We start from the raw sequence: 16,119 nt of genomic DNA, 5'->3' as shown, positions 1-16,119 counted from the left end.
ACGCCGTCAATGCGCGATGCAGCGTGATCAACCACGCTCCGGAAGATCGTGCGCCGGCGGTTCGCCCGAGGCAGCGTCAGCCGGTTCGCCGCCGACGAGGTCGGCGATGGCCGCGGCTGCGCTGTGGCTGGCGTCGCGACGCAGTTCCAGATGCAGGCGCCGGTATTCCGCGAGCAACGCAGGATCGATGTTGTGCGCCTGCAGGCTCGGCTGCAGCGCTTCGGCGAGCGCCGCCGGCGTGCAGGCATCCTGCATGAGCTCCGGCACGAGGTCGCGACCGGCCAGCACGTTCGGCAGTGCGTAGCGCTCGACCTTGAGCAGGCCGAGACCCTTGACGATGCGGTAGGTCATCGGGGCGATGCGGTAGGCGACCACCATCGGCCGCTTCGCCAGCATCGCTTCCAGCGCCGCGGTGCCGGACGCCAGCAGTACCGCGTCGGCCGCGAGCGTCGCCTCGTGTGCGCGGCCATCGAGCACGCGGAAACAGGGGATCGGCGATTGCGGATCGGGAGTTTCCGCATGCAGCAGCGCCTCGAACGCCGAACGACAGGCCGCATTCGCCATCGGCGCGACCACGTGCAAGTGCGGGACCTCGCGTGCGAGCAGGCGCGCGGCCCCGAGGAAGTCGGCGCCAAGCCGCGCGATCTCGCCGAGCCGACTGCCCGGCAGGATCGCCAGCACCGGCACGTCCGCCGGCAATCCGAGCGCGCTGCGCGCGGCTGCGTGGTCCGGGTCGAGCGCGAAGGTGTCGGCGAGCGGATGGCCGACGAAGCGGGCGTCGACACCGTGGCGCGCATAGATCGGCGGCTCCATCGGGAACAGGCAGAGCACGCGATCGGCGCTGCGGCCGATCTTCGCGGCACGCTTCTCGCGCCAGGCCCAAACCGACGGGCTGACGTAATGCACGGTGCGAATACCGGCTCGCTTCAACCTGCGCTCGAGACCGAGATTGAAGTCCGGTGCGTCGATGCCGATGAACGCATCGGGGTGGTACGCGATGGTGCGCCGGGCGACGCTGCGGCGGATCGCCAGCAGTTCCGGCAGGTGGCGCAGCACCTCGACCAGGCCCATCACCGAGAGCTTGTCGGCCGGATACCACGCATCGAGACCGGCCGCGACCATGCGCGGGCCGCCTATGCCGGCGAATTGCGCACCCGGGAAGCGCTCACGCAGCGCGTCGATCAGACCGGCACCGAGCAGGTCGCCGGACGCCTCGCCGGCAACCAGCGTGAAGCGCTTCGGCGTCGCGCTCACCGCGCCAGCGAGCGCTCGCTGCGCTCGATGAAGTCGAGCAGGTCCGCGACGTCGGCGCTGTCCCTGGCCTGCTCGGCGAGCTTTTCGCGTGCCTGCGCGAGCGGTGTGCCTGCGACGTACACGGTGCGATAGGCGCGCTTGATTGCGGCGATGCGCGCCGCATCGAATCCGCGCCGCTTCAGGCCTTCGCTGTTGATGCCGCGCGGTTTCGCGTACGGGCCGGCGACGATCACGAACGGCGGCACATCGGCGTTGATCAGGCTGCCCATGCCGGTGAACGCGTGCGCACCGATCTTGCAGAACTGGTGGATGCCGGTGAAACCGCCGAGGATCGCGTAATCACCGACCTCGACATGACCTGCGAGCGTCGCGTTGTTCGCGAACACCACGTGGTTGCCGACGTGGCAATCGTGCGCGATATGCACATAGGCCATGATCCAGTTGTCGTCGCCGATGCGCGTCGCGCCGCCGCCCTCGGCGGTGCCGCGATTGAAGGTGACGAATTCGCGGATCACGTTGCGGTCGCCGATCACCAGTTCGCTGTGCTCGCCGTGGAATTTCTTGTCCTGCGGCTCCGCGCCGAGCGAGGCGAACTGGAAGATGCGGTTGTCGCGGCCGATCCGTGTCGCGCCCTCGATCACGACATGCGGACCGATCGTGGTGCGGTCGCCGATCTCGACGTCCGGCCCGATGACGCTGTAGGCGCCGATGCTGACATCGGCGCCGATCTTCGCGGCCGGGTCGACGAGCGCGGTCGCGTGGATCATCAGTTGGCGACCCCAGCGCACAGTATCTCGGCCTCGGCGGCGATCTGGTCGCCGACGAATGCGTGACCCTGGAACTGGCTCATGTTGCGCATCGAGCGCTTGTGCTCGATCTCAAGCCGCAGCTGGTCGCCTGGCACGACGATGCGGTTGAAGCGCGCCTCATCGACCTTGACCAGATAGAACACGGTCGCTTGCGCGGCGACGGTGGAGCGGGACAGCTTGATCAGCACACCGGCAGCCTGCGCCATCGCCTCGATGATCAGCACACCGGGCATGACCGGGTGGCCGGGGAAATGGCCCTGGAAGAACGGCTCGTTGATCGTCACGTTCTTGATCGCGGTCACGCGCTTGCCATGCTCGAATGCGACGACGCGGTCGAGCAGCAGGAACGGATAGCGGTGCGGCAGCATCGCCGCAATCTGTTCGACGCCGATCGGCAGTTCGACGGACGCGGGTTGTTCGGTCATGACTTCGTTTCCTTTTCAAAAGCGTCGATGCGCCTGGCAATCTCGTCCAGGTGCTTGAAGCGCGCCGCGTTGCGTCGCCATTGGCGATTCGGCTGGATCGGTGTGCCGGAGGAGTAGTCCCCGGCCTCGCGGATCGAATGGGTGACCAGGCTCATCGCGGTCACGGTGACACGGTCGGCGAGGCTCAAATGACCGAGTATGCCAGCGCCGCCGCCGATCAGGCAGTAGCGCCCGATCGTCGCGCTGCCGGCGACCGCGGCGCAGCCGGCCAATGCGCTGTGCGCGCCGATCCTCACGTTGTGCGCGATCTGGATCTGGTTGTCGAGGCGTACGTCCTCCTCGAGCACGGTATCGCCGAGCGCGCCGCGATCGATCGTCGTGTTCGCGCCGATCTCGCAGTCGTCGCCGATGCGCACGCCACCCAGTTGCGGCACCTTGATCCAGTGCCCGTGATCGGAAGCGCTGCGCTCGAACGCGAGGCCGAAACCGTCGGCGCCGAGCACCGCGCCGGGGTGAATCAGCACGCGCTTGCCGAGGGTCACGTCCTGCACGAGGGTCACGCGCGCGACCAGGCGCGACTGCGCGCCGATCGTGCAGCCGCGCCCGATCACGCAATGCGGACCGAGTATCACGCCTTCATCGACGACGGCGCCGTCCTCGACCACGCAGAGCGGGCCGATGCATGCGCCAGCGGCGATCGTGGCGCCTTGCGCGACGACTGCACTCGGATGGATGCCCGGCGTCGCGGCGGGCTGATGCTCGAACAGCGCGGCAATGCGTGCGAACGCAACATAGGGATCGTCCGCGATCAGGCACGCGCCACTCCAGGCGTCCGCATCGGCGCGGCGCAGGACAATCGCGCCGGCACGCGTGTCGGCCAGCTGCAAGCGGTAGCGCGGGTTGGCCAGGAAACCGAGCTGATCCGCGTCGGCGTCGATGAGTGTGGCCACGCCGCGGATCGCCCGGCCCGGATCACCGCGCAGTTCGAGCCCGAAACGTGTCGCGAGCTCGCCGAGCGTGCGGGGGACGGTACTCATTTCGCAGCGCCTTTCGCGGCCTGGCGGCGCAGGCGTTCGAGGATCTGCTCGGTGACGTCGACCTTGGGGCTTGCGTAGACGACCGGACTGGGCACGATCAGGTCGTAGCTCTGCTCGCGCGCGAATTCGACCACCGCGTCATTGATCTCGCGCCAGCTGCGGTCGAGCTCCTGGTCGCTGCGCGTCTTCAGGTCCGCGCGCAGGCCGTCACGGCTGCGCTTGATCGAGCGATCGAGCGCGTCGATCTCGCGCTGCAGCGAATCCGCGTCCGCCCTGGACAGCGATGCCGCTTCGCGGGTCTGGCGTGCACGCAGCTCGCCGGCGCGCTTCTCATCCGCCTTGAGCGTGGTGTCGCGCGCGGCGAATTCGCGTTCGAGCTTCTGGCGTCCGGCGACCACCTGCGGCGCGTTGTCGAGCAGTCGCTTCATGTCCACGTAGCCGATGCGGGTGGGCGGGGGCGATTGCGCGCCGGCCACGCCGGCCAACGCGATCGCCCACAGGAGCAGCAGGGCACGGATCAGGTTTCGCGGTTGTACGTGGTGCGTCACCTGGCATCTCCTCGCTACCCTCGACGCTGCTCGCGGCCTCCGCGCGCGGACTTCAGAACGTGTTGCCGAAGGTGAACTGGATCACTTCGGTGTCGTCGCCGTTCTGCTTCTTGATGGGCCTGGCGAGATTGATCACGATCGGTCCCACCGGCGCGCGCCACACCAGCGACAGGCCGACCGACGCACGCAGCTGGCTGGCGCTCCAGCTGTTGTACGCCTTGCATTCCGGAAGAACGCAGAGCTTGTTCTTGAACACGTTGCCGACGTCGAAGAACGCCGAAAGGCGCGTGCTGTCGTTGTTTTCCTTGACGAACGGTGTCGGGAAGATGACCTCGGCCGAAGCCACGGTCTTCAATGCGCCACCGAGCGGCAGGCGGCAGTTCTTGTCCGTCGTCGGGCAGGTCAGCGGGGTGAACACGTCGTACGGGCCGAGCGTGTTGTCGCGGAAACCGCGCACGTCCGCCACGCCGCCGGCATAGAAATTCTCGAAGAACGGCAGGCCCGAGAGATTCCCCATGTAGCGCGGGTGGTTCGTAGGCAGCACGCTGGTCGGGCTGTTGTAGGTGTTGCCGTAGCCGACGTTGAAGTGACCGTAGAACGTCAGGCTGTCGGTCATGTGCAGATACTGCCCGAACCGGTAGTTGACCTTGTAGTACTCGACGGTCGAGCCGGGCAGCGTGGTCTCCAGTGACAGCTGCTGCAGCGAGCCGCGGGTCGGGTTCCAGAAGCGGTTGCGCGTGTCGTGCGCCCACGAGAGCTGCACGTTCCAGGTGTGGAACGTGTGGTGGCCGAGGTTGTCGATGTAGTCGATCACGCTCTGCGGCGTGGAGCCCGGAAGGGTCACGATGCCGGTCTTGCTGAGACCGATCTGGGTGTTGATCGTGTCCGATTCGGTGATCGGGAGGCCGAGGTAGATGTCGAACGCATCCGTGCTGCTCAGGTAGCTCGCCAGGTTCTGCTGGCCGGTATCGAGCTTGGTGTGCTTGATGTCGTAGCCGATGCCGACGCCGTCGTCGGTCAGGTATGGCTCGAAATACGACAGCTGGTACTGCTGCAGGAAGGAGCTCTTCGTTGCGGTGACCGAGATGCGGTCGCCGGTGCCGAAGAAGTTGTTCTGGGTCACGCCGATGCTGGCGATGATGCCCTGCACCTGCGAATAGCCGAGGCCGAACGTGAACTGGCCGGAATTCTGTTCCTCGACGGCGACGCTCAGGTCGACCTGGTCGTCGGTGCCCGGAACCTTCGGTGTGTCGATCGTGACGGTCCTGAAGAAGCCGAGGCGCTGCAGGCGGATCTTCGAGCGGTCGATCGCGGCCTGCGAGTACCAGGCGCCCTCGAGCTGGCGCATCTCGCGGCGCAGCACCTCGTCCTCGGTGTGCTGGTTGCCCTTGAACACGACCTTGCGCACGTAGACGCGCTTGCCGGGATTGACGAAGAAATTCAGGCCGACCTCGCGCTTGTCCTTGTCGATGGCCGGGATCGGTTCGACGTTCGCGAAGGCGTAGCCGATGTTCGAGAGCGCGGCGCTGATCGCATCGACCGACTGCTCGATCTTCTTGCGCGAGAACACGTCGCCGGCCTTGATCTGCAGCAGCCTGCGCAGATCCTCCTCCTTGAGGACCAGGGCGCCGGTCAGCTTGATGTCGGTGACCTTGTAGATCTCGCCTTCCTTGATGTTGGCGGTGACGTACATCTTGCGCTTGTCGGGGCTGATGCTGACCTGGGTCGAGTCGACGTTGAAGTCGGCATAGCCGCGGTCCATGTAGAACGACTGCAGCTTCTCGAGGTCGCCGGAGAGCTTCTCGCGCGAGTACTGGTCGTCCTTCGAGTACCACGAGGTCCAGTTCGAGGTGTCGGACTCGAAGTCGCCGCGGATCTGCTTGTCCGGATAGGTCGCGTTGCCAACGATGTTCAGGTGCTTGATCTTCGCGGCCTTGCCCTCGGCGATGTTGATCGCGACCTCGATGCGGTTGCGGTCGAGATTGACCTTCGAGGTCTTCACCGAGACGTTGTACTTGCCGCGGTTGTAGTACTGGCGGATCAGCTCGCTCTGCACCTCGTTGAGCTTGAGGTCGTCGAACGCCTCGCCCTCGGCCAGGCCGATGCCCTTGAGGCCCTTGCGCAGGTCCTCTTCCCTCAGGTCCTTGTTGCCGCGGATCGTGATCTTGGTGATCTGCGGGCGCTCCCTGACGGTCACGACGAGGATGTCGCCCTGGCGGCCGAGCTGCACGTCGTTGAAGAACCCGGTCTTGTACAGCGCGCGGATCGCCTGGTCGGCGCGATCGGCGGTCAGGGTGTCGCCCTTCTCGACCGGCAGGTAGGTGAACACCGTGCCTGGCGCGATGCGCGAAAGCCCGTCGATACGGATATCGGAGATCGTGAAGGCATCGAAGGCGGAGGCGGCTCGCGCGGCGAAAAAGGCGAGCAGGAACAGGGCGGCTATACGCTTCATCGTCACTTCCGTCAGGGCATCGTTGGGCCCGCGACGGGCGCAGCCGCGGCCAGGTTTTGTTATGGGGCAAGCCCGCGGATCAGGACGCGATCCGCAGGATATCGTTGTAGAACGCCAGACCCATCAGGGCCATGAGCAGGGTAAGGCCGACGTACTGACCGGCGATCTGCACACGTTCGCTGACCGGGCTGCCCTTTATCAGCTCGATAAGGTAATACAGCAGGTGGCCGCCGTCCAAGATCGGAATCGGCAACAGGTTCAGAATCGCCAGGCTCAGCGAGATGATCGCGAGGAAATTCAGGAACCAGGCCGGTCCGAGTTGGGCCGAGCTGTTCGCGACCTGGGCGATCGTGATCACGCCGGACAGGTTCTTCAGGGACGCGCTGCCGGTCAGCATGCGGCCGAGCATGCCGAACGTCTGCCGGCTGCGTTCCCAGGTTTCGCCGAACGCCTTCGGGATCGCCGCCAGTGGGCCATAGTGCAGGGTGGCGTCGTATTTCGCCTCGGAAGGCTGCGGTGTGACCCCGAGCACCCAGGCGCCCGCTGTGTGCGCCTTGGTGTCCGCGTTCGCCGCATTGCGGGTCGGCGTCGCGTCCAGCGACAGCAACTGGTTGCCGCGGTGTACCCCCAGCGTCAGCGGCTTGCCCGCTTCGGCGTGTTTCTGGATCGCGGCCGGGATGTCGCGCCAGTCGTTGATGCGGTCGCCGGCGATCGTGACGAGGCGATCGCCGGGCTTGAGGCCGGCACGTGCGGCGGCGCTGTCCGGCTGTACGGTGCCGATCACCGGCGCCAGCGCCCATTGCCGCGGCTCGAGGCCGATCTCGCGGATGATGCCTTCCTCGTCGAGCTGCGCGGGCAGCTGCGAGAGCGCCAGCTTGTGCTGGCGCTCGGTGCCGCCGCCGTCGATGACGGTCACGCCGATATCGTGGCGGTCCATGCCGGCCTGCAGCAGCGCGAGGCTGGCGTCGGTCCAGGTGTCGACCGCCGAGCCGTCGATCGCGGTGATGCGGTCGCCGCTCTGGAAGCCCGCGCTGGCCGCGACGCGATCGACATGGCCGACGACCGGCAGGTAGTCCGGCTTGCCGATCACGAACATCAGCCAGAATGCGGCCAGCGTGAAGATCAGGTTGAATGCCGGCCCGGCCGCGCTGATGGCCATGCGGTTGAGGACCGGCTGGCGGTTGTGCGCGCCTTTCAATCCTTCGGGGCCGACCGCGCCGTCCACTTCGCGCTCGTCGAGCATCTTGACGTAGCCGCCGAGCGGGATCGCGGCGATCACGAACTGAGTGCCGTGGCGGTCGAGACGCGACCACAGCGCCGGTCCGAAGCCGATCGAAAATTTCAGCACCTTGACGCCGCAGCGTCGCGCGACCACGAAATGGCCGAACTCATGGAAGGTGACCAGCAGGCCCATGGTCACGATCAGCCACCAGATGGAACCGAAAAATTGACTCATGGCGCGGATTTGTGCGTTCTGGCGGACAGGGTGGCGATGATACGTTGGGCATCCCGACGCGCAGTTAAATCGGCGTCAAGGACCGTGGCCAGGTCGATCGCCGCGGTCGCCCCCAGCCCGGCCAGGCAGCGCTCGATCGTTTCCGGAATCGCGAGGAACGGCAGGCGGCCGTCCAGGAACGCCGCGACCGCCTCCTCGTTGGCCGCGTTCAGGATAGCGGTCGCGGTGCCGCCGGCAGCCAGCGCGCGGTAGGCGAGGTCGAGGCAGCGGAAGGTCGCCAGATCCGGTGCCTCGAAGTCGAGCCGCGCGATCTTCAGCAGATCCAGCGGGGTGACGCCGGCCTCGACGCGCTCGGGCCAGGCCAGCGCACAGGCGATCGCGGTGCGCATGTCCGGGTTGCCGAGCTGGGCCAGCACCGAGCCGTCCACGTACTCGACCAGCGAATGCACGATGCTCTGCGGATGCACGACGACCTCGATGCGTTCGGCCGGCGCATCGAACAGGTAGTGCGCCTCGATGACCTCCAGGCCCTTGTTCATCAGCGTCGCCGAGTCGACCGAGATCTTGCGGCCCATGCGCCAGTTCGGATGCGCGCAGGCGCGTTCCGGCGTCACCTCCACGAGATCCGATGCCTTCAAGCCACGGAATGGGCCGCCGGACGCGGTCAGCAGGATGCGCCGCACGCCCGCCGCGGCGAGGTTCGGGCGCCCGCCGGGCAGGCACTGGAACACCGCGTTGTGCTCGGAATCAAGCGGCAGCAGCTCGCCGCCGCCTTCAGCGAGCGCGGCCAGCAGCAGCGGGCCGGCCATCACGATCGCTTCCTTGTTGGCGAGCAGCAGGCGCTTGCCGGCGCGTGCCGCGGCGAGCGTCGATTCGAGCCCGGCAGCGCCGACGATTGCCGCGACCACGGTGTCGCAATGCGTGCCGGCAGCAGCCTCGATCAGCGCCGCCGGTCCGGCCGCGACGCGGCAGGTGACGCCGGCCTCCGTGAGCCGCGCGCGCAGTTCGCTCTCGCAGGCCGGATCGGCGATCACGGCCAGTTCGGGGCGGAACCGTGCGCAAAGGTCCGCGAGTGCGGTGACGTTGCGGTGTGCGGCCAGTGCGGTGACGCGGAAACGATCGGGATGCCGCGCGACGATGTCGAGGGTGCTCGCGCCGATCGAGCCGGTCGCGCCGAGGACCGCGATCCGCTTCATGGGCGAAGCGCGAGGTCGAGCAGGGCTTTCCCGGCGACGAACACCGGCAGCGCCGCGAACAGGCTGTCCAAGCGGTCGAGCAGGCCACCGTGGCCGGGGAACAGCGTGCCGGAGTCCTTCACGTTGGCCTGGCGCTTGATCAGGCTCTCGAACAGGTCGCCGACGATCGACGCGGCGATCGCGAGCAGCGCGAGCCCGACCAGCGCAACGAGTGCGGCGCCGCGTACCTCGGCCAGCCAGCCCCAGACGGCGGCGAGCGCGCCCGCGCCGGCCAGCGCGCCCCAGGCGCCGGCGGTGGTCTTGTTCGGACTGATCTTCGGCGCGAGCTTGGTCGTGCCGAAGCGCTTGCCGGCGAAGAATGCGGCGGTGTCCGCGGCCCAGATCAGAACGAGCGCGAACAGGGCCCAGGCGTGCCCGTGGTCCGGACCTTCATGGATTTTCATCAGGGCCAGCCACGCCGGCAGGATCGCGACCTCGGCTGCGACCAGCTTCACCGCGGTATTCTCGCGGGTCGGCGCCGCGGCGTAGGTGAAATTGCGCAGCCACAGCAGCGCGAGCAGCCACCAGAGGATCCCTGCGCCGATCACGCACCAGGCGGCCGGTTGGTCGCGGACCCGCCAGAGCACGGCGAACAGCAGCGCGTTGACGGCAACGATGCCGCCGCGCCAGGCACGCGAGCCGACGCCCGCCAGCCGCGTCCATTCCCACAGCGCCAGCAGGCACAGCACCGCGATGATGGCCGCGACCACCGTGGTCGGCAGGAACAGGATGATCGCGACGGCGAGCGGAGCCAGCACGAGGGCGGTCAGGGTGCGTTGCTTGAGCATGCGTGTCCCGTCAGCTGGCTGCGCGCACTTGCGCGGAGGTCAGGCCGTAGCGCCGTTCGCGGCGCGCGTATTCGGCGAGCGCCGCATCGAGCGCGACAGTGTCGACGTCGGGCCACAGCGCGTCGGTGAAGTACAGCTCCGCATAGGCGATCTGCCAGAGCAGGAAATTGCTGACGCGCGTCTCGCCGCCGGTGCGGATGAACAGATCGACCGGCGGCTGGTCGGCGAGGCAAATGTGGCGCGCGAGCATCGTCTCGTCAATCGCGCCGGTATCGAGTTCGCCGCGCACGGCCGCTTCGGCCATCGCGCGTGCCGCCTGCGCGATGTCCCAGCGCCCGCCGTAGTTGACCGCGATGTTGAGGTGCAGTGCGGCGTTGCCGGCCGTGCGCGTCATCGCCGCGCGCATGCGCGCGGCGAGTTCAGGCGTGAACGCGGACAGGTCGCCGACGAACGCGATGCGCACGCCGTTCGCGTGCAACTCGTCGACCTCGCGGTCCAGCGCCTTCAGGAACAGCTGCATCAGCGCGCCGACTTCCTCGTCCGGGCGTTTCCAGTTCTCGCTGGAGAATGCGAACAGGGTCAGCGCTTCGACACCGCGGCGCCGGCAGAACTCGACCGCCGCGCGCACCGCCTTCTGACCCTCGCGATGGCCGAAGCTGCGCGGCCGATGGCGACGTTCGGCCCAGCGGCCGTTGCCGTCCATGACGATCGCGATATGGCGCGGGATGCGTGGAGCGGTGTCGGATTCCATGCTTCACATCGTAGGGGCGGCGTAGGAGCGGCTTCAGCCGCGATGCTCTTTTCAGGAGCGAAAGCTGCGGCCCTTCCTACATCGCCATCAGCTCGTCTTCCTTCGCTTTCACGACGCCATCGACGTCCTTGACGAACTTGTCGGTGAACTTCTGGATCTCGTCCTCGGCACGACGCTCGTCGTCCTCGCTGATCTTCTTGTCCTTCAGCAGTTCCTTGACCTGATGCAGCGCATCGCGGCGCACGTTGCGCACGGCGACCTTCGCATTCTCGCCCTCGTGCGAGACATGCTTGGAGAGCTCCTTGCGGCGCTCCTCGGTCAGCGGCGGCAGGTTGATGCGGATCACGGTGCCGACCGTGGTCGGGGTCAGGCCGAGGTCGGAGGCGAGGATCGCCTTCTCGACCGCACCGACCATATTCTTCTCGAACGGCGTGATCGTGATCGAACGCGAGTCCGCGATCGCGACGTTGGCGACCTGCGTGATCGGCGTGTCATTGCCGTAGTACGGCACCTTCAGCGGTTCGATCAGCGCGGTGCTGGCGCGACCGGTGCGCAGGCGCATGAGTTCGTTCTTGAGCGCATCGACGCTCTTCTGCATGCGCGTCTGCGTGTCCTTCTTGATGTTGTCGAGCATGTCGAGGCCACCGTTTCCGTGTTGCGAGTGGCCGGCGAGTATACCAGCGGGCAGGCGATCGCTGGCCCGCCCGTCCGGCCCGGTCTTTCGGTGTCGGAAGAGCGCTCGGCGCAGGTGGCCATCGCGCTCATGAAAGATGCTCACCCGGCGTGCACCGTTCTCGTCAACGCGGCAGGAGGAAGCGAGTCTTGCATGCGCCTTCATGCATCAGGTTCCGGAAGAGCGCGTGCGAATCATGCCGGCCGGATTGACGTCAACGGTCTGCCTGCCTGACCGGCGTGCACCGGGCCAATACGATCGCGACTGCGAAGCCGATTCCCGGCTGGCGCCGGTGGCACGCGCACCTGCAGTTTGTTGCCTGTCGAAAATTTCGCGAGTGGGCAGCGGGCGGGGCCTTCGCGACCCCGCCTGCATGCTGATCGACTTACGAGTGGCAGCCAGCCGGCGGCGGGGCGATTCGCGTCAAGTTCAGCGTGCCGCTCCTGCCGGCGTTCGGACCCGCCGTGAAATTGAAGGTCATGGTCGTGGAAGTGCAGCTGTGGGGAGTCAGGGTCGCGGTGCCGACCTGATGGGTCGAGGTGTTTGCCGCCTGATCGAACACCCCGCCGATGGTCTCGTAGATGCCGACGTCGTTCAACGTGCTGATGCCCGGCATCAGCAGGGCCTGCAGCGTGTACCAGTGCTGCTCGGCGGGACCGCTGCCCGGAGCGGCATCGGCAAAGTAGGTGTACCACGCGGCGAACAGCACGCCCTGCACCGGATTGATGTCGAACACCAGGCCCTGGCCGGAGGTGGCGAGGTCGGCCCAAGCGCCGGAGAACAGGTAGCTCTTGCCGGCATTGCCATTGTCGCCCGTCGGCCCGCAGGTCACGTTCGCGAGCAGGCGGGTGAGTGGAATGGTGCCGGTGCGGCCGCTGCCGTCGGAGAACGCGTAGTTCAGCATGCCGTGCATGCAGTCGCTGAACTGGAGGATCGCCTGTCCGACCGGTGTGGTCGTCGTCGCCTGTGCCGTGTCGAATTGACCACCGTCGGTGAGATAGATCGGCAGCCTCGCGGAGGCACTGCCGTTGTTGACCGGCCCCTGGATCGTGTACCAGCGATGGCCGCCCGCAACGGTCATGTCGTAGGTGAACCAGCCGGCGAACAGGTTTCCGGAACCGGGACCAAGGAAGTCCGGATCGACCTCCATGACGAAACCCTGGCTGTTCGTGACCGGATTGGCCCAGGAGCCGGTCAACCCGAACTGGTCGAGGTTGACCGCGGGCGCTGTGCCTTGCGCGAGCTCCGAACTGCCAAGCGCAACGGGCGAACCGGAGGTTCCCATGTCATAGCTGTTGTAGCCGCCTGCAACCAGGACGTCGCCGCTCGCCAGCACGGTGGAGGTGTGACCGGCCCGCGCGGTGTGAAGATTGCCGGCGGCGCTCCAGCTCGCGTTGTCCGGCTGATACAGCTCGGTGGCGGTCGCGAACAGAGACGGCCCAAAGTTGGAAAAGCCTCCCGCAACCAGGACAGTGCCATCCGTCAGCGCGGATGCGGTAAGGCCGTCTTGCCCGGCGACCAGTGCGCTGCCGGCGGCCCACATTCCGGTCGCCGGATCGAAGACCTCGACTGAACTCAACGTGTGTTGCACGCCGCCGCCTTCAGCACCCTCCCCGCCTGCAACCAAGACCTTGCCGTTCTGCAGCAACGTAGCCACGTGAAAGCCCCGGGCCGATTGCAGCGGGGCGGCGGCGCTCCAGGTACCGGCGACCGGATCGTACAATTCCGCGCTGGATAGAAACGCGGCAAGATCACCATTGTTCGACCCGCCGACCACCAGTACCTTTCCGTTCTGGAGCCGCGTCGCAGTGTGCCGATAGCGGGCCGTCGCAAGGTTGCCGGTTGCGCTCCAGGTGCCGGTCGCCGGATCGTACAACTCCGCGCTCGCAACAAAATCCATGCCGAAGCCCCCCGCCACCAGAACCTTGCCGGTTTTCAGCAGCGTTGCCGTGTGCCCGTAGCGAGGCGCGGCCAGGTTGCCCGTAGGGCTCCAGATACCCGTGGCCGGGTCATACGACTCCGCCATTGCGACAAGGGTTGAAGACGCCCCGTGACCGGTGAGTCCGCCTGCAACCAGGGCCTTGCCGTTGGGCAATAACGTGGTCGTGTGTCCGTTCCGGGGCATTGCGAGCGAGCCGGTGTAGCTCCAGGTCCGCGTTGTGGGATCGTACAACTCCGCACTGGGCAAGCTGACCAGGCCTTCGTCGCCGCCAGCGACCAGGACCTTGCCGTTCCCAATCAATGTGGCCGCATGTGCCGCACGCGGTGCCTGCATGTTGCCGGCAGGTACCCAGGTGGCCTGTGTCGCAGATTCGGCAGCGAAGAATCCGCAGGGCGAATCGGGTAGGGCGACTCCCAACAGGATGGAAAGCATCGCGACGAAATGGTTGCGCATGACATTCTCCCTGCCAACGAGTGGGCCTCACTCCTTAAGCATTCGGCGTTTGCCGTGCGCGATTACATCGAATCGCAGAATCGGCAGGGCCGCGGAAACGAATCGCGATCCACGAAGGCGTTCAAGCTGTGGCCGCGTCAAAACGATTGTTCATGACGAACATAGAACGTGCGGCCGATGATGTCGTAAAGGTCGCCGTTGTAGGCGCCATTGACCAGCAGGTCGATCGGCGGACTGCGATCGGTCAGATTGCGGATTCCCAGGATCGTCTTGCCGCGCCACGGCAGGCTGCGGCCGAGCTGGAAATCCGCGGTCGCGTAGTGCGAGAAACGCGGCAGCGGCGTGCCGAAGTAGCTTGCCGGATCAGGGCCGCCGAACGCGCAGTCGAGTTGACCGGCGATGTAATTGCCGATCAGGTTCGCCTGCCAGGGGTCGCGCTTCCAGTCGAGCGCGAGGCGCCGTATTCATCACGAACCCTCAGCAGGCCCTCCATGTTTTCGGGAGAGACAAGAGATCGCTCCATGCGCCAACCTGTGTCCAGCAACAGGCGCCGCAAGCGCGCCGTGGGTACACGCAACGACGATTGGCTCAGGTCTTCAATCCAAGACTGCGCTTAACGCTGCACGCAGCTCGCGCAGCTCGCCGTCGAGCTGTTCGCGATCCGCGGCAGTGTGCGAAATTTCCTCGTGCACGAGTTCGCGCAGGCGATGGCGCAGGCGATGCACGGCGACCGCGAGTGTGTTGCGACGCAGGTTCAGCGCAGCAGCGACGCGCGCGTAGTCGGACTCGTCCGGGCGCTCGGTCAGGAATTCGCTCAACTGCTCGAACAGCGCGAGCTTGCCGGCGCTCGCGGCTTCAGCGCGCAGGCGCGCGAGCGCGGCGTCGAGCACGGTGATCGCCCAGTCACGCTCGAACGCGGATTCGGGGGATTCGTTGTCTGCGATCTCGAGCGCGCGCGCATCGGCAAGGGTTTCGAAGCGGAATGCGCCGCCGCGCTTGAGCCGGCGCGCTTCCGCGTTGCAGTCGATCAGGAAGCGCTTGAGCGCGGTCAGCAGGAATGCGCGGAAGCGGCCGCGTGAGGGGTCGGCGCTGGTGTGCCGGGCGTGTTCGATGAAGTGGGTGAAAAACGTCTGGGTGAGATCCTCGGCGACGTCCTCGACGTAGCCGTGGCGGCGGATATAGGCGAGCACGGGCGGGCGATAGGTGCGACACAGCGCTGCGAGAGCCGTCTGCGCATCGTGCGTGCTCTCTCGCGCCTCGAGCACCAGACTCCAGCGCGTGGTATCGAACTTCGCCATTCCCGCCTCCAGGGCAGGAAGCAGTCCCGCGATTATGCCGCAGTTGCGCAAGCGTCGCCTGCCTCCGCGGACGCGGATACGCGCTCGGCCGCGCGCCCGGCGCAGTCCGACCCGCGCTCATGCGCGTTTCGGCTGTGCTACGCAGGCGCGGCCGATATCTCATTCCGCAACGTGCGTCTGCGATTACAAGAAAAGCGCCCCGCGGGGGCGCGGGGCGCAAGTCGAGCGGCCGTTGCATTACGGCGCTGCCAGATCACGAAGGTACGGCGTTATCGGACCACGAGTGCGACATTCTCCGCGCCGTACATGTCGACATCGCGCAGAAACGACTCATAGCGCGCATGTACGCGCCCGTACGAGGTCAGGGACTCCGGGTAGGACGTTCGCGCGCCGAACAGCATGCCGATCTCGCGCTTGCTGAAGTCGTGGCGGATCTGCGCATGCAACGTGGCACAGGCTTTGTCCGAGGAAGGCGGCGTGCAGTCGTTCGCCTGGCCACGCTGGACGGTGATCGGCGCGAGCGTGCGCTGCGGGTTGTCGCCGGCACCGGCAAGGCCGGATGCGGCGCACAGGCTTGTGATGATGGTGATGGCGAGCAGGGGTTTCATGGGTAATGCTCCTTCGCGATGGCCGCGCGCAGGCCATGTCCCTGGCTGGCTTGCGGAACAAGGGCGTCCGATCCATTCGGGCTGCCGAAGGTGGTTGCCTTCATTGGAGTAATACGAGAGCGACGCTGGCGAGTTACAGGTCGTTGCGCAGGCGTGCGATGTAACGACGCATGCATGGGACGAAACGAAAAGACAGGTGCCCGGGCAGCGTGACTTCCGTCATGGGTCGTCCAGGGGCTGCCGGCGGTTTGCGACTTGCGACTCGACGGTGGATTTCGCTATGCGGAAGCTGGCCGTCATTTCCGACCGCGTCTTCGCGAACGGGTTTCGAGCTGGCGTCAAGCGCGACGGGCAGCAAACCTTGAGGGGCGCGGCGAGGTTCCGGTCAGA

General features: G+C 66.6%; 14 protein-coding genes. All 14 read right to left on the bottom strand.

Annotated features, from left to right (window positions below):
- Nucleotides 1-27 precede the first annotated feature (27 nt).
- A complete protein-coding gene (lpxB, locus tag ABD002_RS17275) occupies nt 28-1,254 on the bottom strand; it encodes a lipid-A-disaccharide synthase (protein WP_343793390.1) in 1,227 nt (408 codons plus the stop codon).
- Nucleotides 1,251-2,021: an acyl-ACP--UDP-N-acetylglucosamine O-acyltransferase gene (lpxA, locus tag ABD002_RS17270; RefSeq protein ID WP_343793388.1), complete on the bottom strand. Its 771-nt coding sequence runs from the start codon at nt 2,019-2,021 to the stop codon at nt 1,251-1,253. Before lpxA ends, lpxB begins: the two co-directional genes overlap by 4 nt.
- Entirely contained in the window at nt 2,021-2,488 is a 468-nt protein-coding gene (fabZ, locus tag ABD002_RS17265; RefSeq protein ID WP_343793386.1) for a 3-hydroxyacyl-ACP dehydratase FabZ, read from the bottom strand. Before fabZ ends, lpxA begins: the two co-directional genes overlap by 1 nt.
- The gene (gene lpxD, locus ABD002_RS17260) at nt 2,485-3,525 is read right to left on the bottom strand and encodes a UDP-3-O-(3-hydroxymyristoyl)glucosamine N-acyltransferase (protein WP_343793384.1); all 1,041 of its coding nucleotides are present in this window, start codon (nt 3,523-3,525) and stop codon (nt 2,485-2,487) included. The genes fabZ and lpxD overlap by 4 nt, the downstream gene beginning before the upstream one ends.
- Nucleotides 3,522-4,073 carry an OmpH/Skp family outer membrane protein gene (locus tag ABD002_RS17255; protein ID WP_343793382.1) on the bottom strand — a complete coding sequence of 184 codons (552 nt, stop codon included), beginning with the start codon at nt 4,071-4,073 and terminating at the stop codon, nt 3,522-3,524. Before ABD002_RS17255 ends, lpxD begins: the two co-directional genes overlap by 4 nt.
- Nucleotides 4,074-4,125: 52 nt before the next feature.
- Nucleotides 4,126-6,540 carry an outer membrane protein assembly factor BamA gene (gene bamA, locus ABD002_RS17250; protein ID WP_343793747.1) on the bottom strand — a complete coding sequence of 805 codons (2,415 nt, stop codon included), beginning with the start codon at nt 6,538-6,540 and terminating at the stop codon, nt 4,126-4,128.
- A 64-nt stretch (nt 6,541-6,604) separates the two neighbouring features.
- Nucleotides 6,605-7,981: an RIP metalloprotease RseP gene (gene rseP, locus ABD002_RS17245; RefSeq protein ID WP_343793380.1), complete on the bottom strand. Its 1,377-nt coding sequence runs from the start codon at nt 7,979-7,981 to the stop codon at nt 6,605-6,607.
- The gene (locus ABD002_RS17240) at nt 7,978-9,177 is read right to left on the bottom strand and encodes a 1-deoxy-D-xylulose-5-phosphate reductoisomerase (RefSeq protein WP_343793378.1); all 1,200 of its coding nucleotides are present in this window, start codon (nt 9,175-9,177) and stop codon (nt 7,978-7,980) included. Before ABD002_RS17240 ends, rseP begins: the two co-directional genes overlap by 4 nt.
- Entirely contained in the window at nt 9,174-10,004 is an 831-nt protein-coding gene (locus tag ABD002_RS17235; protein ID WP_343793376.1) for a phosphatidate cytidylyltransferase, read from the bottom strand. The genes ABD002_RS17240 and ABD002_RS17235 overlap by 4 nt, the downstream gene beginning before the upstream one ends.
- Before the next feature lie 10 nt (nt 10,005-10,014).
- On the bottom strand, nt 10,015-10,755 hold the full coding sequence (gene uppS / locus ABD002_RS17230) for a polyprenyl diphosphate synthase (protein WP_343793374.1): 741 nt from the start codon (nt 10,753-10,755) through the stop codon (nt 10,015-10,017).
- A gap of 76 nt (nt 10,756-10,831) precedes the next feature.
- On the bottom strand, nt 10,832-11,389 hold the full coding sequence (gene frr, locus ABD002_RS17225; protein WP_343793372.1) for a ribosome recycling factor: 558 nt from the start codon (nt 11,387-11,389) through the stop codon (nt 10,832-10,834).
- Between the two features lie 424 nt (nt 11,390-11,813).
- Nucleotides 11,814-13,823, bottom strand: a complete 2,010-nt coding sequence (locus tag ABD002_RS17220; protein ID WP_343793370.1) for a Kelch repeat-containing protein — start codon at nt 13,821-13,823, stop codon at nt 11,814-11,816.
- Between the two features lie 596 nt (nt 13,824-14,419).
- Nucleotides 14,420-15,121 (bottom strand): RNA polymerase sigma factor, encoded by a 702-nt coding sequence (locus ABD002_RS17215; protein ID WP_343793368.1) that lies wholly within the window; start codon nt 15,119-15,121, stop codon nt 14,420-14,422.
- Nucleotides 15,122-15,390: 269 nt separating this feature from the next.
- A complete protein-coding gene (locus tag ABD002_RS17210) occupies nt 15,391-15,729 on the bottom strand; it encodes a hypothetical protein (protein WP_343793367.1) in 339 nt (112 codons plus the stop codon).
- Between the last annotated feature and the right edge of the window lie 390 nt (nt 15,730-16,119).

Source organism: Dokdonella soli, from assembly GCF_039523175.1.
Lineage (GTDB): Bacteria > Pseudomonadota > Gammaproteobacteria > Xanthomonadales > Rhodanobacteraceae > Dokdonella_A > Dokdonella_A soli.
Note: the sequence above shows the minus strand (reverse complement) of the source record. Positions and strands in the feature narration are given on the sequence as shown.

Excerpts from the sequence above, each read along its gene's own strand:
- lpxA (WP_343793388.1), bottom strand. The coding sequence starts at position 2,021 with ATGATCCACGCGACCGCGCTCGTCGACCCGGCCGCGAAGATCGGCGCC.
- fabZ (WP_343793386.1), bottom strand. The coding sequence starts at position 2,488 with ATGACCGAACAACCCGCGTCCGTCGAACTGCCGATCGGCGTCGAACAG.
- lpxD (WP_343793384.1), bottom strand. The coding sequence starts at position 3,525 with ATGAGTACCGTCCCCCGCACGCTCGGCGAGCTCGCGACACGTTTCGGG.
- rseP (WP_343793380.1), bottom strand. The coding sequence starts at position 7,981 with ATGAGTCAATTTTTCGGTTCCATCTGGTGGCTGATCGTGACCATGGGC.
- ABD002_RS17240 (WP_343793378.1), bottom strand. The coding sequence starts at position 9,177 with ATGAAGCGGATCGCGGTCCTCGGCGCGACCGGCTCGATCGGCGCGAGC.
- ABD002_RS17235 (WP_343793376.1), bottom strand. The coding sequence starts at position 10,004 with ATGCTCAAGCAACGCACCCTGACCGCCCTCGTGCTGGCTCCGCTCGCC.
- uppS (WP_343793374.1), bottom strand. The coding sequence starts at position 10,755 with ATGGAATCCGACACCGCTCCACGCATCCCGCGCCATATCGCGATCGTC.
- frr (WP_343793372.1), bottom strand. The coding sequence starts at position 11,389 with ATGCTCGACAACATCAAGAAGGACACGCAGACGCGCATGCAGAAGAGC.
- ABD002_RS17220 (WP_343793370.1), bottom strand. The coding sequence starts at position 13,823 with ATGCGCAACCATTTCGTCGCGATGCTTTCCATCCTGTTGGGAGTCGCC.
- ABD002_RS17215 (WP_343793368.1), bottom strand. The coding sequence starts at position 15,121 with ATGGCGAAGTTCGATACCACGCGCTGGAGTCTGGTGCTCGAGGCGCGA.
- ABD002_RS17210 (WP_343793367.1), bottom strand. The coding sequence starts at position 15,729 with ATGAAACCCCTGCTCGCCATCACCATCATCACAAGCCTGTGCGCCGCA.